Annotated in this window: 24 protein-coding genes and 1 tRNA gene; 16 read left to right on the top strand and 9 right to left on the bottom strand. The window is 62.2% G+C overall.

The features are described from left to right. Positions 1–103: 103 nt before the first annotated feature. From GYH29_RS17840 to GYH29_RS17815, 6 genes are all read right to left on the bottom strand, one after another. Positions 104–382: a barstar family protein gene (locus GYH29_RS17840; RefSeq protein WP_019103578.1), complete on the bottom strand. Its 279-nt coding sequence runs from the start codon at positions 380–382 to the stop codon at positions 104–106. Beyond that, positions 373–825, bottom strand: coding sequence for a ribonuclease domain-containing protein (locus tag GYH29_RS17835; protein ID WP_019103579.1), 453 nt, complete (start codon positions 823–825; stop codon positions 373–375). The genes GYH29_RS17840 and GYH29_RS17835 overlap by 10 nt, the downstream gene beginning before the upstream one ends. Beyond that, positions 822–1,604 (bottom strand): glutamate racemase, encoded by a 783-nt coding sequence (gene murI, locus GYH29_RS17830; protein ID WP_043590890.1) that lies wholly within the window; start codon positions 1,602–1,604, stop codon positions 822–824. The genes GYH29_RS17835 and murI overlap by 4 nt, the downstream gene beginning before the upstream one ends. A gap of 10 nt (positions 1,605–1,614) precedes the next feature. Further along, positions 1,615–2,706, bottom strand: a complete 1,092-nt coding sequence (apbC, locus tag GYH29_RS17825) for an iron-sulfur cluster carrier protein ApbC (protein ID WP_043590891.1) — start codon at positions 2,704–2,706, stop codon at positions 1,615–1,617. A 153-nt stretch (positions 2,707–2,859) separates the two neighbouring features. Then, entirely contained in the window at positions 2,860–4,197 is a 1,338-nt protein-coding gene (locus tag GYH29_RS17820) for a CoA-disulfide reductase (RefSeq protein WP_043590893.1), read from the bottom strand. A gap of 192 nt (positions 4,198–4,389) precedes the next feature. Then, positions 4,390–5,784: an L-cystine transporter gene (locus GYH29_RS17815; protein WP_161524207.1), complete on the bottom strand. Its 1,395-nt coding sequence runs from the start codon at positions 5,782–5,784 to the stop codon at positions 4,390–4,392. Positions 5,785–6,347: 563 nt separating this feature from the next. On the opposite strand from GYH29_RS17815, the gene GYH29_RS17810 reads away from it, so the two are divergent. From GYH29_RS17810 to GYH29_RS17785, 6 genes are all read left to right on the top strand, one after another. Continuing rightward, a complete protein-coding gene (locus GYH29_RS17810; RefSeq protein ID WP_161524206.1) occupies positions 6,348–7,610 on the top strand; it encodes an MFS transporter in 1,263 nt (420 codons plus the stop codon). A 152-nt stretch (positions 7,611–7,762) separates the two neighbouring features. Further along, complete coding sequence (gene metG, locus GYH29_RS17805) at positions 7,763–9,823, top strand: methionine--tRNA ligase (protein WP_043590898.1); 2,061 nt, start codon at positions 7,763–7,765, stop codon at positions 9,821–9,823. 255 nt (positions 9,824–10,078) lie between these two features. Next, positions 10,079–10,264, top strand: coding sequence for a hypothetical protein (locus GYH29_RS17800; RefSeq protein WP_019103612.1), 186 nt, complete (start codon positions 10,079–10,081; stop codon positions 10,262–10,264). 173 nt (positions 10,265–10,437) lie between these two features. Continuing rightward, positions 10,438–11,064, top strand: coding sequence for a VC0807 family protein (locus tag GYH29_RS17795; protein ID WP_043591039.1), 627 nt, complete (start codon positions 10,438–10,440; stop codon positions 11,062–11,064). A gap of 421 nt (positions 11,065–11,485) precedes the next feature. After that, a tRNA-Met gene (locus tag GYH29_RS17790) sits at positions 11,486–11,562 on the top strand. Between the two features lie 150 nt (positions 11,563–11,712). After that, complete coding sequence (locus GYH29_RS17785) at positions 11,713–12,708, top strand: 2-hydroxyacid dehydrogenase (protein ID WP_161524205.1); 996 nt, start codon at positions 11,713–11,715, stop codon at positions 12,706–12,708. On the opposite strand, the gene yaaA is transcribed toward GYH29_RS17785, so the two are convergent. Then, positions 12,709–13,482: a peroxide stress protein YaaA gene (gene yaaA / locus GYH29_RS17780; protein WP_161524204.1), complete on the bottom strand. Its 774-nt coding sequence runs from the start codon at positions 13,480–13,482 to the stop codon at positions 12,709–12,711. It lies immediately after the preceding gene. Between the two features lie 135 nt (positions 13,483–13,617). Between yaaA and dtd the strand changes: the two genes are divergently transcribed. Next, positions 13,618–14,070 carry a D-aminoacyl-tRNA deacylase gene (gene dtd / locus GYH29_RS17775; protein ID WP_019103608.1) on the top strand — a complete coding sequence of 151 codons (453 nt, stop codon included), beginning with the start codon at positions 13,618–13,620 and terminating at the stop codon, positions 14,068–14,070. Positions 14,071–14,073: 3 nt separating this feature from the next. After that, positions 14,074–15,153, top strand: a complete 1,080-nt coding sequence (locus tag GYH29_RS17770; RefSeq protein ID WP_019103607.1) for an FUSC family protein — start codon at positions 14,074–14,076, stop codon at positions 15,151–15,153. Between the two features lie 55 nt (positions 15,154–15,208). Here the strand turns inward: GYH29_RS17770 and GYH29_RS17765 are convergent, their stop codons facing one another. Together GYH29_RS17765 and gloB are read right to left on the bottom strand one after the other, a co-directional pair. Continuing rightward, the gene (locus GYH29_RS17765; protein WP_161524203.1) at positions 15,209–17,029 is read right to left on the bottom strand and encodes a LysM peptidoglycan-binding domain-containing protein; all 1,821 of its coding nucleotides are present in this window, start codon (positions 17,027–17,029) and stop codon (positions 15,209–15,211) included. Positions 17,030–17,343: 314 nt separating this feature from the next. Continuing rightward, the gene (gene gloB, locus GYH29_RS17760; protein ID WP_161524202.1) at positions 17,344–18,108 is read right to left on the bottom strand and encodes a hydroxyacylglutathione hydrolase; all 765 of its coding nucleotides are present in this window, start codon (positions 18,106–18,108) and stop codon (positions 17,344–17,346) included. A gap of 13 nt (positions 18,109–18,121) precedes the next feature. Between gloB and GYH29_RS17755 the strand changes: the two genes are divergently transcribed. From GYH29_RS17755 to ppx, 8 genes are all read left to right on the top strand, one after another. Next, entirely contained in the window at positions 18,122–18,847 is a 726-nt protein-coding gene (locus tag GYH29_RS17755; protein WP_019103604.1) for a class I SAM-dependent methyltransferase, read from the top strand. Positions 18,848–18,893: 46 nt separating this feature from the next. After that, positions 18,894–19,337 carry a ribonuclease HI gene (rnhA, locus tag GYH29_RS17750; protein ID WP_039756195.1) on the top strand — a complete coding sequence of 148 codons (444 nt, stop codon included), beginning with the start codon at positions 18,894–18,896 and terminating at the stop codon, positions 19,335–19,337. Between the two features lie 70 nt (positions 19,338–19,407). Continuing rightward, positions 19,408–20,127, top strand: a complete 720-nt coding sequence (dnaQ, locus tag GYH29_RS17745) for a DNA polymerase III subunit epsilon (protein ID WP_019103602.1) — start codon at positions 19,408–19,410, stop codon at positions 20,125–20,127. Then, a complete protein-coding gene (ispD, locus tag GYH29_RS17740; RefSeq protein ID WP_019103601.1) occupies positions 20,124–20,807 on the top strand; it encodes a 2-C-methyl-D-erythritol 4-phosphate cytidylyltransferase in 684 nt (227 codons plus the stop codon). The genes dnaQ and ispD overlap by 4 nt, the downstream gene beginning before the upstream one ends. A 1-nt stretch (position 20,808) precedes the next feature. After that, a complete protein-coding gene (ispF, locus tag GYH29_RS17735; protein WP_043590913.1) occupies positions 20,809–21,285 on the top strand; it encodes a 2-C-methyl-D-erythritol 2,4-cyclodiphosphate synthase in 477 nt (158 codons plus the stop codon). Between the two features lie 113 nt (positions 21,286–21,398). After that, positions 21,399–22,058, top strand: coding sequence for a ribose-5-phosphate isomerase RpiA (gene rpiA, locus GYH29_RS17730; protein WP_043590916.1), 660 nt, complete (start codon positions 21,399–21,401; stop codon positions 22,056–22,058). A gap of 142 nt (positions 22,059–22,200) precedes the next feature. Further along, positions 22,201–22,902 (top strand): phosphate signaling complex protein PhoU, encoded by a 702-nt coding sequence (gene phoU, locus GYH29_RS17725; protein ID WP_019103598.1) that lies wholly within the window; start codon positions 22,201–22,203, stop codon positions 22,900–22,902. 198 nt (positions 22,903–23,100) lie between these two features. Beyond that, complete coding sequence (gene ppx / locus GYH29_RS17720) at positions 23,101–24,588, top strand: exopolyphosphatase (protein ID WP_408610196.1); 1,488 nt, start codon at positions 23,101–23,103, stop codon at positions 24,586–24,588. Positions 24,589–24,592 lie beyond the last annotated feature (4 nt).

Here is a 24,592-nt window from a genome sequence, read left to right as displayed (position 1 = left end):
GTCTTGAATTTCGTGGCTGAGTATGTGTTGCGGAAACGAATGATAATGAGCTTGCCATCGGGATGGGGCCGCCCCCGGCGCCTTGCGGCGGCGGCCTGATGCGTCAGTGGTGGATGTCCAGCGTGACATCGCCGCGCTCTTCGGCCACGGTTTCCAGAATTTCCAGAATGGTGGTGTAAAGGTCTACGCCCAGCGCCTTGCGCGCCTCCTCCGTTTCGCGCCATACGATCTCGAACGGACCCGCCACGTCTTTGGCCAGGCTGTCGTACAGCGCGTCCAGATTACGGCCGAAATGCGCCGGCAAAAGCAGTTGCCGGCTTAGTTCGTCAAACAACTGGTCCAGACTTTTGATGTGGTGCAGTTCGCAAACTTTTACTGGCATGGTGGCACCTCGATGAAGCGGTTGTAGTGGTCCACGGTGACGAAACGCTGGCCGGAACCGGAGAACACGATGCGGTAAGCACCGCGCTTGCCCCCTTTATAGTTCAAGTCGGCTTCCTGCCATTGCCCTTTGGGCAGGCGTTTTTCGTAATTGCCGAAGCGGTCGCCGCCTATCGATTTGCCATTGAGGCCGGGCACGCTCCACAGGCTGCGGCCGGGTTGCCAGCCGGCGTTTTTCGCTTGGCGTTTATTGATGAATTGCGGAGGCAGCTGGCCGTTCTTGCCCAGTTGACTTAGCACCGCGCTCAGTTCGTTCTGGTTCAGCCGGTTGCCGGCTTGCTGATTGACTTGGGCCGCTACTAGCGAGCATTGGGGCAAGGCCCAGGCAGCGGGGGTGGCTATCAGACAGGCCAGCGCCAGCAGGCGCGATAGACGTGGAATCATTGAGCTTGCTCCAGGGGCAGGGATTCAACCGGATAGTCGGCGCCGATCAGCAGCGGTAGGATGCGACGCATGCCGGCGTTGTCGGCGTCGGTGGTGATGAAGCGGTAGGCCGGAGCGGCGGCGGGCGCGGTGTCCGGCAGCAGCGAGGCCACGCGCCGGGCAATGGCTTCGGCCGGATCGTACAAAGCGATGCCGTCGCCGGTGAGTTCGCGGATCAGCGGCTCCAAAAACGGGTAATGGGTGCAGCCCAGCGCGATGTGGTCGATGTTTTCGCCAAGTAGCGGCCGCACTACGTCCGCCACCAGTTCGCGCGTGCGCGGGCTGTCCAGTTCGCCGGCCTCCACCTGTTCCACCCAGCCCGCGCCCACGCGGCGCAGCACTTCAACGTGGCCTGCGTGGGTGTCCAGCAGTTTGCGCACCCGCTCGCTTTGCAGCGTGGCCTGAGTGGCCAGCACTGCGATGCGGCCGGTGCGGCTCATGGCCGCCGCCGGCTTGATCGCCGGTTCTATGCCCACCAGCGGGATGGAGAGTTCGCGGCGCATGGCGGTGATGCCGGCGGTGGTGGCGGTGTTGCAGGCCACCACCAGCAGGGTGGCGCCTTGTTCTTGCAGGTAGCGGCCCATCCTGACACTGCGCTCGGCGATGTCGCTGTGGCTGCGTTGGCCGTAGGGGCAGTAGGCCTGGTCGGCCAGATAGGTGATGCCCCAGCCGGGCAGCGCAGCGCGCACGGCCTTCCATACCGAAAGGCCGCCGAGGCCGGAGTCGAACATCGCGATCATGATGCGTGTGTCAGTTGTTTTGGATGACGATCTTGGGGAATTTGCCGGAGAAGTCCTGAGCTTTCTCGCCCACCTTCACCGCTACTTTGCGGGCGATGGCCTTGTACAGTTCCGCCACTTTGCCGTCCGGATCGGCCGCCACCGTGGGGGTGCCGCCGTCCGCCGCCAGGCGGATGCCCATGTCCAGCGGCAAGGAGCCCAGCACGTCCACGCCGAAGTCCGCCGCCATCCGCGCCGCGCCGCCTTCGCCGAAGATGTGTTCGGCGTGACCGCAGTTGGAGCAGACGTGGATGGCCATGTTCTCCACCATGCCCAGGATGGGAATGCCCACTTTCTGGAACATGGTGACGCCCTTGCGCGCGTCCAGCAGCGCGATGTCCTGCGGGGTGGTGACGATGACGGCGCCGGTGACAGGCACTTTTTGCGACAGCGTCAGCTGGATGTCGCCGGTGCCCGGCGGCATGTCGATGACCAGATAGTCCAGATTGTCCCAGCGGGTGTCGTTGAGCAACTGTTGCAGTGCCTGGCTGACCATGGGGCCGCGCCAGACCATGGCCTGATCCGCGTCCACCAAGTAGCCGATGGACATGGTTTGCACGCCATGGTTTTCCAGCGGCTTCAGGCTCTTGCCGTCCGGGGTTTCCGGACGCTGGCCCTGCAAGCCCATCATCAGCGGCTGGGACGGGCCGTAGATGTCGGCGTCCAGGATGCCGACGCGCGCGCCTTCCGCGGACAGCGCCAGCGCCAGGTTGGCCGCGGTGGTGGATTTGCCCACGCCGCCCTTGCCGGAGGCGACGGCGATCACGTTCTTGACGCCGGAGAGCAGCGGCACGCCGCGCTGGGCGGAGTGGCTGGTGATCTGGCTGCCCACGCGCACGCTTAGTTTGCGTTGCTCGGCCAGCGGCGCCAGCGCGGCTTCAAAGCGCTGGCGCACGGATTCGTGCTGGCTGTTGGCCGGGTAGGCCAGCACCACGTCCAGCGACAGCTCGGCGTCGCTGATCTTGATGTTTTTCACCGCCTTGGCGGCGACGAAGGGTTTGCCGGTATTGTCGTCGATCAGGCTGGACACGGCTTCCAGCACTTGAGCATCGCTGAGTGACATGCTGTTTTCGGTTCCCGGTGAGGACTGGAAAAGGCGGGTGAGCTTGGAAAGCATGGGGAGGACATCCGTTGAATCTGTGGCTGTCCGGCAGTGTACCCCAACTTGCCCGCGCTGGCATCGGCGCGGGCAAGTTGGGCTTGCTGCCAGCCTGGTTTATTTGACCACGTTGCCGGCGACGTTGAGCACGTCCCAGGTGCGGGCGAACGGCGGCGCGTAGCAGAAGTCCATCATGCCCAGTTCGCGCGCGCTGACGCCTTTGGCGATGGCTACGGCCAGCGCGTCCAGCCGGTGCACCACATCGCCGTTGTGGCCTATCATCTGCGCGCCCAGCAGCCGCTGGCTGCCGGTTTCATAGCAGAGTTTGACGTGGACTTCCGCCTGGCCGGGCACGTAGTTGGTGTGGTTTTTGTCTTTGACCAGCACGCTTTGGCAATCAAAGCCGGCGGCGCGCGCCTGTGTTTCGGACAGGCCGGTGCGCGCGGCGTCCAGGGATAGGACGCGCACCGCGGCGGAACCCAGGGTGCCGGGATAGGCCTGGTGGCCGCCGGCCAGGTTCTCGCCCACCAGGCGGCCCAGCTTGTTGGCCCCGGTGGCCAGCGCCACGTAGACCGGTTGGCCGGTCAACTGATGCGGAGCGGCCGCGCAGTCTCCGGCGGAGTAGATGTCCGGCAGGCTGGTTTCGCCGTAGGCGTTGACCACGATGGCGCCGTTGCCCAGTCGCGTGAGGCCGGCGTCGGCGGCGAAGGCGGTATTGGGGCGGATGCCTATGCTCAGCACCACCAGATCGGCCGGGTATTCGCCCCGTTCGGTGACCACGCTTTGCACCGCGCCGTCGCCGCTCAGCGCGGTGACGGCCTCGGACAGGTGCAGCGCCACGCCGTGTTCGCGCAATTCCTGCTCCATCAGGCTGGTGATTTCGGCGTCGAAGGCGTCCGGCATTACCCGCTCGGCCAGTTGGATCAGCCGCACTCGCTTGCCCAGGCGAACCATGGCTTCTGCCAGCTCCAGGCCGATGAAGCCGGCGCCGATGATGACAACCTCGCGCACCTCGTCGCGGGCCGCGGCGGCGCGCAGCGCCAGGCCGTCCTCCATTACCCGCAGCGTGTGTACGCCGTGCAAGTCCAGGCCCGGCAGCGGCGGCCGGATCTCGCTGGCGCCGGTGGCGATCATCAGTTTGTCGTAAGCGACGTCGAAGGCTTCTCCGTCCGCCAGCCTGCGCACGCGCACCCGCTTGGCGGCGGGGTCTATGCTCAGCGCCTGGTGGCCGGTGTGCACGCGGATATTGCGCTTGGCGAAGTCTTCCACGCTGAATTCGGCCATATAGCCGGGATCGTCGAACTCGCCGCCGACGAAATAGGGGAGGCCGCAAGCGCCGAAAGAGATGATGTCGGACATCTCGTAGACGTCGATTTCAGCTTGCGGCGCGCTGCGGCGCGCCTTGGCCGCCGCGCTCATGCCGGCGGCTTCGCCGCCGATGATGACGATTTTCATATAGTGTTTCCGTACGGGTTTTGCAGCGCCGCACTGTATCGTTTCGCCGTGCGGCGGCCTCTGTCCGCGCTCTCAGGCGGCCTGCGGGGTTTTCTTGCCCGCTTTAATGGTAAAACCGCCGTGGATGCTTAGTTTACAGGCTGTAAATCGGCATTCCCAGGCGGTTTTCAAGGCTGCTTCGCGCGCAGAGCGTTAAGCCATCTCTTCGTCCAAATTGATTTCGCGATCGCTATTGAACACCTGCATATCGGTCTGGCCCAGCAAGCGGCTGGTTACCGTGCCGGCGGTGATGGAGCCGCTGACGTTGAGCGCGGTGCGGCCCATGTCGATCAACGGCTCGATCGAGATCAGCAGGCCGGCCAGCGCTACCGGGAAGTCCAGCGCGGACAGTACGATCAGGGCGGCGAAGGTGGCGCCGCCGCCAACGCCCGCCACGCCGAAGGAACTGATGGTGATGATGGCGATCAGCGGCACGATGAAGTGTAGGTCCATCGGATTGACGCCCACGGTGGGGGCGATCATCACCGCCAGCATGGCCGGGTAGATGCCGGCGCAGCCGTTCTGGCCGATAGTGGCGCCAAAGGAGGCCGCGAAGTTGGCGATGCCGTCCGGAATGCCCAACAGCTTGTTCTGCGTGGCCACGTTCATTGGAATAGAACCGGCGCTGGTGCGCGAGGTGAAGGCGAAGGTCAGCACCGGAATCACCTTTTTAGTCCAGCGCAGCGGGTTGACGCCGGCCAGGCCCACCAGAAGCAGATGCACGGCAAACATCAGCAGCATCGCGCCGTAAGAGGCCAGCACGAAATTGATCAGGTTGACGATGTCGGTCCAGCTGGAGCCGGACACCACCTTGGTCATCAACGCGAACACGCCATAGGGCGTCAAGCGCAGCACCAGGGTCACCATGCGCATCACGATGGCCTGGGTCACGGCGATGAAGTGGCTGAAGCTGGCGAACAGCTCGGGCTTTTTGCGGGCGATGCCGGTGGCGGATAGGCCGATCAGCACGGAGAAGATCACCACTGCGATGGTGGAGGTCTTGCGCGCGCCGGTCATGTCCAGGAAGGGGTTGGCCGGCAGGAAGTCCAGCACCAGCTTGCTGAAGGACAGGTCTTCGACCGTACTCAGGTTCTTCACCAGCGATTCGCCGCGCGCCACTTCGGCGGCGCCAGCGGTCAGGCCCTCGGCGCTGAGGCCGAACAGATTGGCCATCAGAATGCCGGCGCCGGCGGCGAGCATCGTGGTGAACAAGAGCACGCCCAGGGTGGCGGCGCTGATTTTGCCCAGAGACGAGCCGCCTTCCAGCTTGAGCAGCGCGGCGATGATGGACACCATGATCAGCGGGATCACGATCATCTGCAGCAGCTTCACATAGCCGGAGCCGATGATTTCACATAGTTCCAGGCAGGCGGCTAGCGCCGGCGAGCCGGGTTGGGCGAGCCATTGCAGAGCGGCGCCGAAGGCGACGCCCAGCGCCAGGCCGGTGAAGACCCGTTTGGTGAAAGAAACGTGGGTGCGTTGCTGCTGCCACAGCAGCGCCAGCAAGGCCAGCGTGACGGCTAGCGTGGCGATGACGGTCAAGGTCATGGGAAACCCCTTAATCTATTGGTTTTGTCGTCAGGTTTCACTGGCCGCCCGGGCCGGTTGGGTGTAGGAGGTTTGGGGTGGGGCGGCGAGCTGGGCTCAGGGTAGCGACGGCAGGGCGCCGGTTTGTTGAGCGAGGTCAGACGAGCGTGGAATCCTGATAAAAAGCTTCATCCAGGCCGGGCGATGCGCGAGTGAACACGCGCGGCCAAGCCGGTAGATACGGTGATAAAGGTAGTATTTTACCGAGGTTCCATTCTTTTTACTTATATTAATAAGTATAAGCTTATTGATTGTTTTTCTATCAGCCGCGCGGCGATCTTGGGTCGGGGCGATAAAGCGGAGGGCCGCAATGGCGCGGCGTATTGCCCCTCTTGCTTGGGTAAGATTGATTGTCTTGACCGCAAATAGCTGTTTTTATTGTGTTTGTGGCAAAAATTGCTTTGCGCGGAGGGAGTTCTGCAGGTACAATTGCGCCCTTTTTTCGCTTTATTGGCCCTTGTCCGTCCGGCCGCATGGGCAAGCGCGCCGCCGCTTGCCGGTCTCAGAAAGGCTGCACCTCCGTAATGTCCGCTCTACACGCAAAGCTTAGCCGTTCCAATCTATTGTTCCCGCTGGCTCTGGTTCTGTTCGAATTCGCCGTCTACATCTGCAACGACATGGTGCAGCCGGCGATGTTGGCCGTGACCCGGGAATTCCTGGTCGATGCCTCTTGGGTGCCGGCGTCGATGACTGCCTTTTTGCTGGGCGGCGCGCTGCTGTCCTGGCTGACCGGCCCCTTGTCCGATCGCATCGGCCGCCGGCCGGTGCTGCTGTTCGGCGTCGCCTACTTCACCGTGACCTGCCTGGCCACCTATCTGATCAGTTCCATCGAAGCCTTCATCGCGCTGCGCCTGCTGCAGGGCATCGGTCTGTGCTTCATTAACGCCGTCGGCTACGCCGCGGTGCAGGAAGCCTTTGAAGAAAAGGCCGCGGTCAAGGTCACCGCGCTGATGGCCAATGTGGCGCTGATCGCTCCCTTGGCCGGCCCGCTGGCCGGCGCCGCCTTGATGGAGCTGGCGCCGTGGCGCACCAGCTTCCTGCTGATTGCCGCGCTGTCTTTCCTGGCCTTGTTGGGCCTGCTGTGGAAAATGCCGGAAACCACCCAGCCCAGCCATGAAAAGCTGCCGCTGGCGCAGATGGGGCGGGATTACCTGAAAGTATTCAGCAACGGCCGTTTCGTATTGTCCGCGCTGTGCATTCCCTTGCTGGCGCTGCCGCTGATGGGCTGGATTGCCATGTCGCCGGTGCTGTTGATCCATGATCTGCACATGAGCGCGCTGGAATACGGCCTGATGCAGTTGCCGGTGTTCGGCGGCCTGATCGCCGGCAATCTGGCGCTGGTGCTGGTGGCCGGCCGCTGGCCGCTGGGCCGTTCCGCGTTGATCGGCATGTGGCCCATTGTGATCGGCCTCAGCCTGATGCTGTCCGGCGTGCTCTGGTCCGCGCACCCGCAGTACTTCATGGTGGCGGGCATGATGTTGATGGCCTTCGGCGAAGGCTTGGCCTTTGGCGTGCTGTATCGTTTCGCCTTGATGTCTTGCGACGCCGCCGGCAAGGGCACGGTGTCCGCCAGCATGAGCATGCTGTCCATGGCCGGCTACGCGTTGGGCGTGGAGCTATTCCGCCTCGCTTATCAGCAGGCGGGCATGTTGGGCTTCGCCTGCCTGTCGCTGGCCTTCTCGCTGGGCTATGTGCGGGTAGCGCGCAGTACTGTGCGCTGGGCGATGCTGGAGCGAGCGCAGCAAGCCGAAGCCAAACAGCCGGAACTGGCCAGCCAGGTTTCTTGAGCCGGCGTCTGATTCCGCAAACTAAAGCCCGGCCCGCATGCGCGGCCGGGCTTTGTTTTATCAGCGGCAGCATCCCGGATATCCATCGTGACCGCCGGGGGCGACTGCCTCTATAATCGATCGTTTGAGATCGCACCTTTGGAACAATCCTAATGACCAAACGCAAGATTCTGGTGACCAGCGCATTGCCTTACGCCAACGCGGGGCTGCATCTGGGTCACATGCTGGAACAGATTCAGACCGACATCTGGGTGCGCTTCCAGAAGATGCGCGGCCACGAATGCTATTACGTCTGCGCCGACGATACCCACGGCGCGCCCATCATGCTGGCCGCGGAAAAGCAGGGCATTACCCCTGAGCAGCTGGTGGACAGCGTGCGCGAACTGCACCTGGCGGATTCCCAGGGCTTCCTGATCGGCCACGACAACTACTACAGCACCAACAGCCCGGAAAACAAGGCGCTGGCGGAGCAGGTTTATCTGGCTTTGAAGGCCGACGACAAAATTGCCTGCCGCACCATCGAACAACTGTTCGATCCGGAAAAGCAAATGTTCCTGCCGGACCGCTTCGTCAAGGGCGAATGCCCTAAGTGCAGCGCCAAGGATCAGTACGGCGACAACTGTGAAGTCTGTGGCGCCACCTACAACCCCACCGAGCTGAAGAACCCGTATTCGGCCGTGTCCGGCGCCAAGCCGGTGCTGAAAACTTCCGAGCACTACTTCTTCCGCCTGGGCGAATGCGCCGACTTCCTCAAGCAGTGGACCGGCGGCGGCAGCGTGCGCGCAGACGGCGCGACTCAGCCGCATCTGCAGCCGGAGTCGTTGAACAAGATGAACGAGTGGATTTCCGGCGGCTTGCAGGACTGGGACATCAGCCGCGACGCGCCGTATTTCGGCTTCGAAATCCCCGGCGCGCCGGGTAAGTACTTCTATGTATGGCTGGACGCGCCTATCGGTTACATGGCCAGCTTCAAGAACCTGTGCGATCGCAGCGGCCTGAACTTCGACGAATGGTTCGGCAAGGATAGCCGGACCGAGATGTACCATTTCATCGGTAAGGACATCCTGTACTTCCACGCCTTGTTCTGGCCTGCGATGCTGAACTACTCCGGCCTGCGCGCGCCCACCGGCGTGTTCGCCCACGGCTTCCTGACCGTGGATGGGCAGAAGATGTCCAAGTCTCGCGGCACCTTCATCCAGGCCAAGAGCTACCTGGATTGTGGTCTGAACCCGGAGTGGATGCGCTATTACATCGCCGCCAAGCTCAATGGCCGCATCGAAGACATCGACCTCAACCTGAACGACTTCGTCGCGCGGGTGAATTCCGATCTGGTGGGCAAGTTCGTCAACATCGCCAGCCGCTCCGCCGGCTTCATCGCCAAACGCTTTGACGGCATGCTGGCCAGCCAGGTTAGCGACGGCGATATCCTCGCCAAGCTGCAGGCCGCCGCCGACGAACTGGCAGCCGCCTTCGAAGCGCGCGAATACGCCAAGGCGCTGCGCGACGTGATGGCGCTGGCCGACGTGGTCAACGCCTACGTGGACGCCAACAAGCCGTGGGAACTGGCTAAGCAGGAAGGGCAGGACGCGCGCTTGCAGGAAGTCTGCACCGTGTTGATCAACGCCTTCCGTCTGCTCACCATTTACCTGAAGCCGGTGCTGCCCAAGCTGGCCGAAGGCGTGGAAGCCTTCCTCGACGTGGCGCCGCTTGCCTGGAGCGACGCCGCAAACCTGCTGCTGGGCAAGAAGATCAATGCCTACCAGCACCTGATGCAGCGCATAGACCCTGCACTGATCGACAAACTGATAGAAGCGAACAAACAGAATATGCAAGCTACCGCAGACGCCCCGGCCGCCGCTCAATACGAGCCGCTGGCCGAAACCATCAAGATCGACGACTTCGCCAAGCTGGATCTGCGCATCGGCAAGGTGCTGAAATGCAACTTCGTCGAAGGCTCGGACAAACTGCTGCAGTTCACCGTGGATCTGGGCTTCGAGAAGCGCAATATCTTCTCCGGCATCCGCAAGGCTTATCAGGAGCCTGAGAAACTGGTGGGCCGCAATGTGGTGGTGGTGGCCAACTTGGCTGAACGCAAGATGCGCTTCGGTGTATCGCAAGGCATGATCGTCTGCGCTTCCGGCCAGGACGATAGCGAAGGCCTGTTCCTGCTGGACGCCGATCAAGGCGCCAAACCGGGCATGCGCATCGGCTAAGCCGGTAGTTCCTAATCCTGACTGTTCTTTTTGCTAGTTGGGTCCCGCGGCCCCTGCTGTCATATTGGCATGCAGGGGCCGCGTCATTTCGCGGCCCTGAAATCTTCACCAGGCTGTCATCTGAGGCTGTTACATTCACTGTAAGCCAAATGCGAAACATTCTCGTCCGGCTGGCGGAACTTTTGAAAATATGGTATGTCTCTAGATGAAATGAATTTTGAACAACCCAAAAAAAAGAAAAAGGAATGAACCATCATGAAAATTTCTCAACTGAAACCCGGCTACAAAATCCTTGAGCACAAGGACAGCGGCTCTACCATGCATTACGAAGTGGTCAGCATTCGACAGGTTGGCAAGATGTTTGAAGTGACTTTCAAGTCCGCCTTGGGCTTGGCCAGCGCCTTGTATCCCGCCAATGCCTTCATTCAGGCGGCCGCCTGATGCCACTCCCCTGCGTTTGTCCATTCCATTGCGCAGATTACAGATGAAGCCCCGCGAAACGCGGGGCTTTGTTTTTGGCCGGTCGGTTTCTTCCCGTGTGAAAAACTCAAGCCAGGCAGTTGACGTTTCGATGCAAATTGTTCATGCTTTTTGCATTTGATGGCGGAGGTTCCGTGCCGCAACGTGCAAAACTGATATTGGAAATCATTGTTAATTTCCTACTGCCCTGGTTGTGTTACCGCTATGGCGAGCCACGCTGGGGCGAGGCCGGCGCTCTAATGTTCTCCGCCTTGCCGCCGGTATTGTGGAGCGTGGTCGAACTGCTGCGCTTCCGGCGAGTGGACGCCTTGAGCCTGTTGGTGTTGCTGGGGATAGGCCTGTCCTTGCTGGCCATGCTGCTGGGCGGCGACGCGCGGCTGCTGTTGCTACGCGAGTCCTTGATCACCGGCTTGATAGGCTGCGGTTTCTTGTTGTCTTTGGCGCTGCGTCGGCCGCTGGTGTTTTATCTGGCGCGTGCGACCTTGGCGCGAGAGTCCGAGCAGGGACGGGAGCGATTTGAGCAGCTGTGGCGCTTTGACGGTTTTAGACGCGCTATTCAGCGGATGACCCTGTGGTGGGGTTTGGGCCTGAGCCTGGAGGCCGGCGGGCGCGCTTATCTGGCCTGGACCTGGCCGGTAGAGCGTTTTCTGCTGGTTGCGCCGTTCATCAGCTATGGCGTGATGGGCGGGTTGTGTCTGATGACCTTGCTGTATCGTCGGCGGATGCGGCGCGAAGCCGCCATGGCGATGGCTGCGTCCTGACGTGTTGGGTAGGGAGAATAAAAAAAGGGCCGCATAAGCGGCCCTGAAGTTCCGTGATGAACACTTAGGAGGAAAGACACGGCTGCTTGGTTTGCGGCTTCGCTGGCAGTCGAAACCGCAGCGGCAATGTCTTCCAAAATGCACAAAGATCGCGCCCGCATCGGCAGTGCCTGTTGGCAGACAGGCGGCTGACTTCTCGGGCCGCAATCGCTCGGGGAGAACGACTGCGCTGACCTTGAGTTCACTTTAGACGGTCTTTGTTGATCAGGTGTGTGGCAGCAAAGATCAACTGTTAACAAGTATGAATCATCTGGGGGCGAACTTTCTGCGCGTCTGTAATCTTTTTGTCAAAAGGCTTGACCAAGGAAACGTGGCGGGGTATAGTTCACTCCTCTGCACGAAACACAGCAGACAAATCAGACGCGGGGTGGAGCAGTCTGGTAGCTCGTCGGGCTCATAACCCGAAGGTCGTAGGTTCAAATCCTGCCCCCGCAACCAGTTAAAGAAGCCTGAAGCTAAAACAGCTTCGGGCTTTTTTGCTTTTTCATTCTCGCCCGGGAGGGCCGGAGTTGGCTGCGCGCCAGGCTTTTAGTTGAGAGAAGAGCTGCTTTATAGTGGTTTTATCTATTTGCATTCGGGAGCCCAGGCATGCGCATTGCCGTATTTGACGCTAAGAATTACGACCGCCACGCGCTGGAGGCCGCCAATCAAAATCACCGCCATCAACTGCATTTTTTCGAGCCGCGTTTGAACCAGGGCACCGTGGGGCTGGTTCAGGGGGTGGATGCGGTGTGTCCTTTCGTCAACGACAGGCTGGACGCTGCGGTGGTGGCGAAGCTGGCGGCGGCGGGTGTGAAGCTGGTGACTTTGCGCTGCGCCGGCTACAACGGCGTGGATCTGGCGGCTTGCCGCCAGCAAGGCATCGCGGTGACCCGGGTGCCGGCCTATTCGCCGCACGCGGTGGCCGAGCACGCCTTCGCTTTATTGCTGGCGGTGGTGCGTCGCATTCACAAGTCCTATACCCGGGTGCGGGAGATGGATTTTTCGCTGGATGGGTTGGTGGGTTTCGATCTTCACGGCAAGACCATGGGCGTCTTTGGCGCCGGCCGAATCGGTCAGGCCACGATGTCCATCGCCCGCGGCTTTGGCATGCGGGTGCTGGCCTATGATCTGTATCCCAATGCCGAACTGGCGGCCAGTCTGGGTTGCGAGTTCGTATCTTTGGAGGAAATCTGGCGGCAGGCGGATGTGATCAGCCTGCATTTGCCGTTGACGGCGGAAAGCCGGCACTTGATCAATCGCGAGACGCTGGGACGGATGAAGCCGGGCGCGGTGTTGATCAATACCAGTCGCGGCGGCCTGGTCGACACCGCCGCCTTGCTGGAGGCGCTGAAGGCCGGGCGCTTGTCCGGCGTGGGCCTGGATGTGTACGAGATGGAAGAAGGCGTGTTTTTCGAGAACCTGTCGGAAAGCGGACTGCAGGACGATCAACTGGCGCGTTTGCTGACTTTCCCCAATGTGCTGGTAACTTCCCACCAGGGCTTTCTGACGCGGGAGGCGCTGATGAATATCGCCGACACCACCTTAGGCAACGCCGGCGCTTTCGAGCGGGGAGAGGCGCTGGTTAACGCCATCTCCGTTTAGTCAGGGAAGATCTCGGCGGAATACCCAGGTGAGTTCGCTGGAGGCCGTCGCATCGAAGGCGTAACCGGCGCTGTCAAAGTGCTTGAGTTGTTCCGGCTGGCTGACCTGATGCAGCGCGGCCCAGCGCACCATCATGCCGCGGGCGCGCTTGGCGTAGAAGCTGATGATTTTGTACTGGCCGTTCTTGCGGTCCTGGAACACCGGGGTGATCAGGCTGCCGTTGAGCTTGGCGGGTTTCACCGCCTTGAAGTATTCCTCCGAGGCCAGATTCACCAACACCGGGTCTTTTCTTTGCTCCAGCACCGCGTTCAAGGCGTGGGTGACGGTGTCGCCCCAGAACTCGTACAGGTTTTTGCCGCGCTGGTTGCTCAGGCGGGTGCCCATCTCCAGCCGGTAGGGCTGCATCAGGTCCAGCGGCCGCAGCGCGCCGTAGAGCCCGGACAGAATGCGCAAATGGTTTTGCAGATAGCTCATCTGGCTTGGCTCCAGGTTGGCGGCGTTCAGGCCTTCGTAGACGTCGCCCTTGAACGCCAGCACGGCTTGTTTGGCGTTGGCCGGGCTGAACGGCGCTTGCCAGTCGTGGTAGCGGCCCACGTTCAATTGCGCCAGCGCATCGCTGATGCTCATCAGCTTGCCGATTTCCAGCGGGCTCTTGGCGCGCAGCTCCTCGATCAGCTCGGCGCTGTGGTGCAGGAAGTCTGGCTGGGTGTATTGATCGGTGGCGGCGGGGGTGTCGAAGTCCAGCGTTTTGGCTGGTGAGATGACCATCAGCATGAGACGAATCCTTATTGAGCAACCGCCATTGTACTGGACTGCGCCGGGCTTGGCCCGCCGTCGTGACCGGCGGCGCGCTTGGCTCTAAAATGCAGGCCAGGATTTGAATCTATGATGGTCAGGCAAGGAGAAGACATGCGGGTATTGGTGCAGCGGGTGAGGCAGGCGTCGGTGACGGTGGAGGGGCGCGTGACCGGCGAGATCGGTTCAGGACTGCTGCTGCTGGTGGGCATAGAAGAAGAGGACGGGGCGGAGGATATTACCTGGCTGACGCGCAAGCTCAGCCAACTGCGGATTTTCAACGACGAGGCCGGGGTGATGAACCGCTCGGTACTGGATTGCGGCGGCGAGGTATTGGCGGTCAGCCAGTTCACCTTGTTTGCCAGCACCAAGAAGGGGAACCGGCCATCGTATTCGCGCGCGGCGCGGCCGGAGCGGTCTAGGCCCTTGTTTGATCAGTTTGTCGCCGCGATGGCGGAGACTCTGGGCAAGCCGGTGCCCACAGGCGTATTTGGCGCGGACATGCAGGTGGCGTTGGTCAATGATGGTCCGGTGACGATCTGGCTGGACAGCAAGACGATGGAGTGAGAGATGGAAGGCAGCCGCTGGCGGTCATGGCGCATTCTGTTGACGCCGTATTATCTGAACCTGTATGCCCGGCAGGCACATGTGCTGCGAGTGGCCGCGGCGTTTCTGGTTGGGCTCGGCTTGAACCTGTTGTTCGAGATACCCCACGGCAGCTGGATGCTGGTGACCATCCTGATCGTGCTGGGCAGCGTGCCGCATTGGGGCGGGGTGAGGCGCAAGGCTTTGCAGCGCATGGGCGGTTCTTTGCTGGGCGCGGCGGCGGGCCTGGTGGCGATGGCTCTGTACCGCCACTCTCCACTGTCTTGCTATGCGTGGATGACGGCGCTGGTCATGCTCAGCGCCTGGTTCGCGCTGGGCAAGGGCGAGTATTTGGCGCTGCTGGTGGGGCTGACCATGGTGATTGTCGCCGGTTTAGGCAACGAGCCAGTGGAGGCCGCGCTGTGGCGCAGCTTCAATGTGCTGGCCGGCTCTGTGCTGGGCTTGGTGGCCGCTGGGCTGTTTCCATTGCGGGCGATAGACAGCTGGCGTTTCTTGCTGGCGGACAATTTGCGCGAAGCGGCCACCCTGTACAGCAAAATCGCACGGCGGCGCGAGGTGGACGCCGGGCTAGCGCTGGAGCGTTTTAATAGCCGTTTGATCCGCATGCGCGCGCTGGTCGCGGCGGCGGTGCAGGAGTCCGGCCTGTCCGGCGGCCGTTTTGACGCCATCCAGCGGCGGCAACGCGCCCTGTGCAGCCTGCTGGACCGGATGAGCGAGGTCGCCCAGGATACGCCGGCCTTGACCGACGGCGCGGAGTCGCGCCGCGCCATTGTTCGCACGCTGATGCGCGCTGCTCACGGGATGCGTTTCAGCCAGCCGGGAATGCTGGCGGAGACGCTGGAGGAGGCCGTGAGTCCGCTGGCGCTGGACAAGCCTTCGTATTGCCATTGGCTGACCGCGGAGTTCAATCTGGTCGCCGAGCATTTGCGCGAAGACTTGGCGCTGCTGCTGCCCAGCTTGATGCAGGTGCCGCCGCCCAGTCGCGGGGTGCTGCTGATGGTATGGCGCTGGCTGAGCAGCGCCAGTCAAGGACGCGACCGATAGCGGCGGACATGATAAAAGCCAGGGTTTCCCTGGCTTTTATCATGTGTCCACGCGCTTATAAGCCCTGAATGCGCACTTTCTGACCTGGTTGCAGCCGGGTCAACTGGCGGGAATCGTTCCAGCGCTGGATATCGTTGTGGTTGACGCCAAAGCGGCGGGCGATGCTGAACAGGGTGTCGCCGCGCTGCACCACGTATTCGGCCGGCACGCTGCCAGTGGCGCGCTGGTTGATCTGCAGGCTGCTGACTTTGAGCAAGCCGTCTTGCTGCGCCTGGCTGGCTCGGTTGTCCGCCAGCAGCGTTACGCTCTTGTCCATGGTCTTGTTGACGTTCAACACCTGGCCCACCAGAACGGTGTTGGAGTCCAGCTGGTTGGCCGCTTTCAAATCGTCCAGGCCGAGGTTGAAGCGACGGGCGATGCTGTACAGGGTGTCGCCTGCGGCCACGGTGTAATTGCCGTCGGCGTCCGCCACGGCAGCAGCCGTTGCCGGGGGCGCCGTCGCTACGAGGACGGCTTTTGCCTGCGTCGGCGTCGTTTCCGGCGCGGCGGCCAGGGCGGGAGTGGGCTGGGCGCTCGCTTGCGGCGCCTGGGCCTGCGCAACCGGTGTGCTTGGCTGGACGGCTTGGGCCGAGGCGACCATCACCGCCGGCGCCGCGCGCGGCGGCGTTTCCGCCTGCGCCAACAGGGTGGCGCTGTCGCCGCTTTCCGGCAAGGCGGTATCGGTGGCGTCCAGCGGACGGATGTCGCGCTGATCCTTGCTCATCGCCACCAGCACCGGTTGACCGGCCTTGAGCGAGGTGCTGCTCAGATTGTTCGCGCTCATCAACTGGCCGGCGCTCATGCCGTGCTCGCTGGCGATCAGGCTGACGTTGGCGTCCGCGGGCGGAGTGTAGACTTCCCAGGTGAGCAGTGGCTTGTCCCACTTGGCCAGGTTGGCCTGGAACTTGTCGGCCTTGGCAGCCGGGATCAGCATCTGACGGCCGTTTTTGTGCGCGTATACCGGCAGGTTGAAGGCTGGATTCAGTTCTTTGAATTCGCTGATGGACATGCCGGCCAGCTTGGCGGCGATGTCGATGTTCATGTGCTTGCCGGTGGAAACCGCAACGAAGTAAGGCTTGTTGGGGAATTTGTCCAGGCGCACGCCGAACTTGGCCGGATCGTTGAGGATGTTGCGCACCGCCAGCAACTTGGGCGCGTAGTTGCGCGTTTCGTTGGGCATGCGGATATTTTCGTAAGTCACTTCCTGGCCGCTGGCCTGCAGCCGGGCGATGGCGCGGGAGACGTTGCCCTCGCCCCAGTTGTAGGCGGCCAGCGCGATGTTCCAGTCGCCGAACTGTCCATACAGGTTTTCCAGATAGTCCAGCGCTGCGCGGGTGGCTTCCACCACGTCGCGGCGGCCGTCGTACCACCAAGTCTGTTCCAGTCCGTAGTGGCGACCGGTGGCCGGCATGAACTGCCACAGGCCGGAGGCGCCGACATGGGATTTCGCGGTGGGAACGAAGGCGCTTTCCACCAGCGGCAACAGCGCCAGCTCGGTGGGCATGCCGCGGCGCTCCACTTCGTTCATGATGTGAAACAGATATTTTCTACTGCGGTCCAGCGTGCGGCGGAAGTATTCCGGCTTGCTGGCATAAAAGCGTTCCTGGCGGCGCACGATCTCCGCGTTCACTTCCGGCAGTTGGAAGCCTTCGCGCGCGCGTTCCCAAACGTTGTCGCCGTTGCGAAGCAGGCTGGAGTTCAGCAGCATCATGTCCAGGCCGGCGGCCAGGCCCTCGTCCACGCCGACGGATTGGCGAAACGCCCCATCCGCGTGCGCGGCGGAGGCAAATAAAAAAACAAATGACAGCGAAAGTGCCAACGGGGTGAAGCGATTCATTTGGCGGGCCCGGAATTCTGATTTCGGCTGATGCTAAACAGCCAACATAGGGGTGTCAACCAAAAAACCAAATAACTTCATGTGCTTTGCTGACATATAGGCCATACAGACTGTCCTGTGCCAGTTATTTTTAACAGTGGCGATCAGGATATAGTTTCTTGTCATGGTTTCAGCGTTTGCTCACGGACCTCAGCGCGCCGGCGATACGGCCTTGAAAACGCCTTTGAAGGGCCGAGGAACGGAGATGGGTCTTCCGTTTTTCCCGTCTTTTTCGCCTTGTTTCGCTGTAACTTGCGAGCTCATGAACAAATTCCTCAGAAGCGATTTTTCCACTCGCGCAACGCGGCAAAGACTTCGACAACCTCATCAAGAGCTTGGCCGCTCCAGTGCGCGGCGGACTGGCGCACCGCAGGCTCATGCGCGCGCAGGAAAGGGTTGCTGGCTCGCTCCAGACTGATGGTGGAGGGCAGGGTGGGCAGATTCTGTTCGCGCAGCTTCAGGTCCCGGCTCATGCGGATGGCTAGCACAGGGTTGCCAGGCTCCACCGTCAGCGCGAAGCGTAGATTGGCCAAGGTGTACTCATGAGCCGGGTAGACCTTGGTGGCGTTCGGCAGCGCGGCCAGCTTGGCCAGCGAATCATGCATTTGCCGCGGCGTGCCTTCGAACAGTCGGCCACAGCCGGCGCCGAACAGGGTATCGCCGCAAAACAGCGCGTCGTCGATCACATAGGCCAGGTGGTTCAGCGTGTGGCCCGGAACTTCCAGCACCAAGGCCGCGCCGAAGGAGAGCTCGACGCGGGCTCCGTCCATCACCGGGCGAGAGACCAAGGCGATGTCGGCGGGGCCGTAGACGGGGGCGTCCGGCCAGCGCGCGGACAGCTCGGCCACGCCGCCGATATGGTCGGCGTGGTGGTGGGTGAGCAGAACGGCTTCCAGCTGAAGCCCTTCCCGCTCAAGGAAGGAGAAGACCGGCGCGGCCTCGCCCGGGTCCACCACGACAGCGCGGCCGCTGTGATGCAAAACCCAGATATAATTGTCAGTGAAGGCCCCTACCGGGCTGACGGTGAATTTGGCTGGCATAAGGCTTCTCTCAATGAAGAATTCGTTTAGCGACTGGTTGAGCTCCAGCGAATTGGGATGTTATCTGCTGGAGCGGGAGCAGGCTTATTTCGATCGCGCCGTCGCCGACGTGTTCGGCTTCCATGCGGTGCAGTTGGGATTGCCGGAAGTCGACTTCCTGCGCGCCAACCGCATTCCCTGGCAGTGCCGCGTCGCCGATTCCGGACCGGCTCAGATCCTGTGCGATCCGGAGCAACTGCCGTTCGAGAGCCGCAGCCTGGACCTGTTGGTGATGCCGCATGTGCTGGATTTTACCACCGTGCCGCATCAGGTACTGCGGGAAGCCGAGCGCGTGCTGATGCCGGAGGGCCGGCTGATCCTCACCGGCTTCAATCCGGTGTCGCTATGGGGCGTGCGCCGGCTGGTCCAGGGGCGCGAAAACGCGCCGTGGAGCGGCAACTTTCTGTCTTTGGTGCGCATCAAGGACTGGCTGACCCTGCTGGAACTGGAGCCCGCGAGCGGGGGCTTCATGGGCTACGCGCCGCCGTTTTCCCGCTGCGACTGGGTGCAACGCTTCCGCTTCATGGAGCGGGCCGGGGACCGCTGGTGGCCATTGGCCGCCGGCGTGTACGGCATTGAGGCGATCAAACGTCAGCGCGGCATGCGCTTGATCCTGCCCAATTGGAAGCAGGCCAAGGCCAAAACCGGTCTGGCGGTGGCCGCCGGCAACGAGCGTCATCACAGCCACAGAGAACCATGAGACAACACAGCAAGCGGGACGCAAGCCCCGGCAATGACGAGACAGCATGACGACTGAAGACAAGGTAGAGATGTATACCGACGGCGCCTGCAAGGGCAATCCGGGGCCGGGCGGATGGGGCGCTTTGCTGCGCTTCAAAGGCAAGGAAAAGGAATTGTGCGGCGGCGAGGCCAATACCACCAACAACCGCATGGAGTTGCTGGCCGTGATCAAGGGCCTGGCCACTTTGAACCGGCCCTGCCGGGTGGTGGTGTACACCGACTCCCAATATGTGCAAAAAGGCATTTCCGAGTGGATTCACGGCTGGAAGGCCCGGGGCTGGAAGACCGCGGCCAAGGAGCCGGTGAAGAACGCCGATCTGTGGCAGCAATTGGACGCCGAACGTAACCGCCACCTGCACGTGGAGTGGCGCTGGGTCAAAGGCCACGCCGGCCATGAGTTCAACGAACGGGCCGATCAACTGGCCAACCGAGGCGTGGAGCTGGCCTGATCCGGCCGAGCCTGCCTTTCTTCAGAGTTCAGAGCGGTGCCGCCGGCGGCGGCCGCCGCCAGGATAGCGCATGAGACAAATCATTCTCGATACCGAAACCACCGGTCTCGAACACGCCCAAGGCCATCGCATCATCGAATTCGCCGGTCTGGAAATGATCAACCGCAAGCTCACCGGCAAGCATCTGCATCTTTACATCCATCCGGAACGCGATATCGATCCGGATGCCCAGCGCGTGCACGGCATCTCGCTGGAATTTCTGGAAGGCAAACCCAAGTTCCGCGAGGTGGCCGAGGAAGTGGCCGACTTCCTGCGCGACGCGGAGCTGATCATCCACAATGCGCCGTTTGACGTCGGCTTCCTCAACGCCGAGTTCGAAAGAGTGGGTCTGCCGTCCATCAAGAACCTGTGCGCCAACGTGGTGGATACGCTGCGCGAAGCGCGCGATCTGTTCCCCGGCAAGCGCAACAGCCTGGACGCCTTGTGCGACCGCTTCGAGATCGACCGCTCCAACCGCACCTTGCACGGCGCGCTGGTGGACTGCGAATTGCTGTCCGAAGTCTATCTATGGATGACCCGCGGCCAGGAAAGCCTGGTGATGGACATTGACGTCGACTTGCCCAATGGCCAGCACGGCGCGATGGATTTCGAGCGCAAGCCGTTGATCGTCAAGCGCGCCAACGAGCGGGAGCTGGCCGATCATCAAGCTTATTTGAACGATCTGGACAAATCGGTGAAGGGCACCTGCCTGTGGCGCAGCCTGGAGACGCCGGCCGGAGAGGGCGCGTGAGCCGCTACCTGGCGCTGGTGCCGGCCGCTGGCCATGGCAGCCGCTTTGGCGCGCCCAGTCCCAAGCAATACCTGCAACTGAACGGCAAGCCGCTGATGTGGCATACCCTGCAGGCGTTGGCCTCTGTGACCGCCGTTGAGGCGGTGGCGGTGGTGATTTCTCCCTGCGACGAGTGGTTTGACGATTTCGACTGGGACATTCCCAAGCTGCAAGTGTTGCGCGTGGGCGGCGTCAGCCGCGCCGAGAGCGTGCGCAACGGCCTGGCGGCGCTGGACTGCGATGCCGACGACTGGATATTGGTGCACGATGCCGCGCGTTGCTGTCTGACCGCGGACGCGGTGGAACGGCTGCTAGCCGAGGTGGGCGAGGACCCGGTGGGCGGCCTGCTGGCGCTGCCGGTGCCCGACACCGTGAAGCGCGCCGACGCGGATCAACGCGTGGCGGTCACCGTTTCGCGCGCCGGCCTGTGGCTGGCGCAAACCCCGCAGATGTTCCGCCACGGCAAATTGCGGGAGGCGCTGCAAGGCGGCGATCTGGCGGACGTGACCGACGAGGCCTCCGCGATAGAGCGCTGCGGCGGCAAGCCGCGCCTGGTGGAAGGCGACGCCCAGAATTTCAAAGTGACTTATCCGCGCGATTTGGCCTTGGCGCGCGCGGTGCTGGCGGCAAGAAAGGATTGATATGTTTCGAGTGGGACAGGGCTACGATGTGCACCAACTGGTGGCCGGCCGGCCGTTGATCCTGGGCGGCGTGAACATTCCGCACGACAAGGGCTTGTTGGGCCACTCCGACGCCGACGCCTTGTTGCACGCGATTACCGACGCGCTGCTGGGCGCGGCGGCGCTGGGCGATATCGGCCGTCACTTTCCGGACACCGATCCCGAATTCAAGGGCGCGGACAGCCGCGCGCTGCTGCGCGAAGCGGCCAAGCGCGTGCGCGCCGCCGGCTGGAAACCGGTGAATGTGGACAGCACGCTGATTGCGCAGCAGCCCAAGCTGGCGCCGCACATCGACGCAATGCGCGCCGCCATCGCCGAAGATCTCGGCCTGGACCTCGACGCGGTCAACGTCAAGGGTAAAACCAATGAGAAGCTGGGCTATCTGGGGCGTTGCGAGGCGATAGAGGCGCAAGCCGTCTGCCTGCTGACGTCCGTGTAAAACCGCGCCGCGATTCGCGGTTTGCGGCTCTCAATTGATGACAGGTGTCTGGCGGATCGCCCCGTGCCATAATCCGCCCGGCGCAACACCATCCAAACACAGGAGGCATTACCATGTTGACTCAGGACCAACTGAAGCTTGCCGTGGCCAAGAAGGCCATTGAATTCGTGCCGGACGACAGCATCGTCGGCGTGGGCACCGGCAGCACCGTCAATCTGTTCATCGAAGAACTGGCCGCGATCAAGGGCCGCATCCGCGGCGCGGTGTCCAGCTCCGACGCCTCCACCGCCCGCCTCAAGGCCCATCACATCCCGGTGTTCGACCTGAACGAAGTGGATGCGTTGCCGGTGTACATCGACGGCGCCGACGAAATCAACCACCACCTGCACATGATCAAGGGAGGCGGCGCCGCGTTGACCCGCGAGAAGATCGTCGCCAGCGTGGCCGAGCAATTCATCTGCATTGCCGACGAAACCAAATACGTCGCCATGTTGGGCGGCTTCCCGCTGCCCATCGAAGTCATCCCGATGGCGCGCAGCTATGTGGCGCGCGAACTGGTCAAGCTGGGCGGCCACCCGGAGCTGCGCCAGGGCGTGACCACGGACAACGGCAATGTGATCCTGGACGTGCACGGCTTGAAGATTCAGAAGCCGGTGGAACTGGAAGAAATCATCAACCACCTGGCCGGCGTGGTTACCTGCGGCCTGTTCGCTCGCCGTCGCGCCGATGTGCTGGTGTTGGGCCGTCAGAGCGGCGTCGAAGAAATCCGTTAACGGCCAGCTCAAAGTCCTGACGGCGCGCACCTGCCTCTGAACAGGCTTGCGCCGCCCGTAAGCGGGCAGATGAATTGTCACATCGTCGTCATCTGTCCGCATTAACATAGCGTTTTTTGACAGGTTTTGGTTTGGGGCAGACATGGCAGAGCATATTTCCAAACAGTTCGATATGGAGCTGGAAACCATCCGCACCCGCGTCCTGCAGATGGGCGGACTGGTGGAGCAGCAGATTTTGTCCGCGGTGGAAGCCCTGTTGGCAGGCGACATTGACAAGCTGGACAAGGTGATTGCCGAAGACGCGCTGGTCAACGCGATGGAAGTCACCATCGACGACGACTGCCTGCACATCATCGCCCGCCGTCAGCCGGCCGCCAGCGACCTGCGCATCGTGTTCACCGTGATCAAGGTGATCACGGATCTGGAGCGCATAGGCGACGAAGCCAAGAAGATCGCTCGCATGGGCAAGACCATCTATCAGTCGGAGCGCTACCAGATGCCGCGCTTCCGCGAAATCGAGAAAATGGCGGACTCGGCGCTGAGCATGTTGCGCCGCGCGTTGGACGCCTTCGCCCGCCTGGATACCAGCGCCGCCTTGGAATTGGCCGAGGCCGACCAGGAGCTGGACGAGGACTTCGCCGCCGAACTGCGTCAGCTGATCACCTTTATGATGGAAGACCCGCGCACCATCAGCATGTCCATCGACACCTTGTTCATCTCCAAGGCGATAGAGCGCATCGGCGATCACGCCACCAATATTTCCGAATACGTGGTCTACCTGGTCAAGGGCAAGGATATCCGTCACACCACGCTGGAAACCAAGAAGCGAGAAACCCTGGGCTGAGCCTGACCGCGCCGGTCACGGCGACTTGACATGACGGTTTGCCTAAAATGGCGGTAACATTCGGTGTTGCCGCCATTGTTGCGTCCGGCGTCCGTGCCAGTCCCCCGGCGATCCAACCTGATGATGAATCCCCCCGTTTCCGCCGGCGCAGCCGCGCGGGCGCGGGCCTTGATAAAGAGAGAAGGGGTGTCTTTGACACTGACCACGCCCCCAAACAACGTGCTCGCCACCATCGATATGGGCTCCAACAGCTTCCGCCTGCAAGTGTCGCGGGTGGTGGACGACCAGCTGTACGCGCTGGACGTGATGAAGGAAACCGTGCGACTGGGCGCGGGCCTGACCGCCGACAAACAGCTGGACCAGGAAACCCAGGACAAGGCGCTGGCCTGTCTCGCCCGCTTTGGCGAGCGTCTGCGCGGCTTCACCCCGGCCCAAGTGCGCGCGGTGGGCACCAACACCCTGCGCGTAGCCAAGAACGCGGCGGATTTCATCGCCAAGGCCGAGCCGCTGCTGGGTTTTCCCATTGAAGTGATCGCCGGTCGCGAAGAAGCGCGGCTGATCTATCTGGGCGCCGCCCACTCTCTGCCGGACACCAAGGAGCGGCGCATGGTGGTGGACATCGGCGGCGGATCCACCGAGTTCATCATCGGCAGCCATTACAAGGCTTTGGTCACGGAAAGCCTGCCTTTGGGCTGCGTTAGTTACACATTGCGTTATTTCGGCAACGGCAAGCTGACTCAGGCCAATTTCCAGGATGCGATTCTGGCCGCGCGCAATGAGATCCAGCGCATCGCCCATCAATACCAGCGCGAGGAATGGCAGCTGGCGGTGGGCACCTCCGGCACCGCGCGTTCCTTGCGCGACGTGCTGGAAATCAACGACTGGAGCACTGCGGACATCACCCTGTCCGGGATGGAAAAGCTCAAGGCGCTGCTGATCCGGCAGGGCAGCATAGACGCCATCGACGTCAACGGCCTCAAGGCCGACCGCGCGCCGGTGCTGGCAGGCGGCCTCGCCATCATGATCGCGGTGTTTCAGGAACTGGCCATCGACAAGATGACGGTGGCCGAAGGCGCTCTGCGCGACGGCGTGCTATACGATTTATTAGGCCGCCAGCGTGAAAAGGACATGCGCGACACCACCGTCACCCAATTCAAACGCCGCTACCATGTGGACACCGGCCAGGCCGAACGCGTCACCACCCTGGCCGAGCGTCTGTATCGGATGGTGGCCGGCGAGGACGTGGACCAGGCCATGCTCAAGCGCCTGCTGTGGGCGGCCAAGTTGCACGAAATCGGACTGACCATCTCGCACACCGCTTATCACAAGCATTCTTCCTACATCTTGCAGCACGCCGACATGCCCGGTTTCTCCAAGCGCGAGCAGGCCACGCTGGCCGCCATCGTGCTGGGCCACCGCGGCGACATGGGCAAGATGCGGCAATACATGGAAGATTCCAGCCTGTGGCAGGCGGTAGTATCGCTGCGGCTGGCTGTGTTGTTCCACCGCAGCCGCAACAATATTGCGCTGCCGGAAATGCTGGACCTGCGTCAGCACGCTACCGGCTTCGCGCTGACCCTGAACAAAGTCTGGCTGAAAGGCAGTCCGCTGACCGCCAGCGGCTTCAAACAGGAGATCGGCCAGTGGAAGAACGTCGGCTTCGTGCTAGACATCGTGCAAGTGTGATCCG

It is taken from the genome of Chromobacterium haemolyticum (genome assembly GCF_009936155.1).
GTDB lineage: Bacteria > Pseudomonadota > Gammaproteobacteria > Burkholderiales > Chromobacteriaceae > Chromobacterium > Chromobacterium haemolyticum.
Note: the sequence above shows the minus strand (reverse complement) of the source record. Positions and strands in the feature narration are given on the sequence as shown.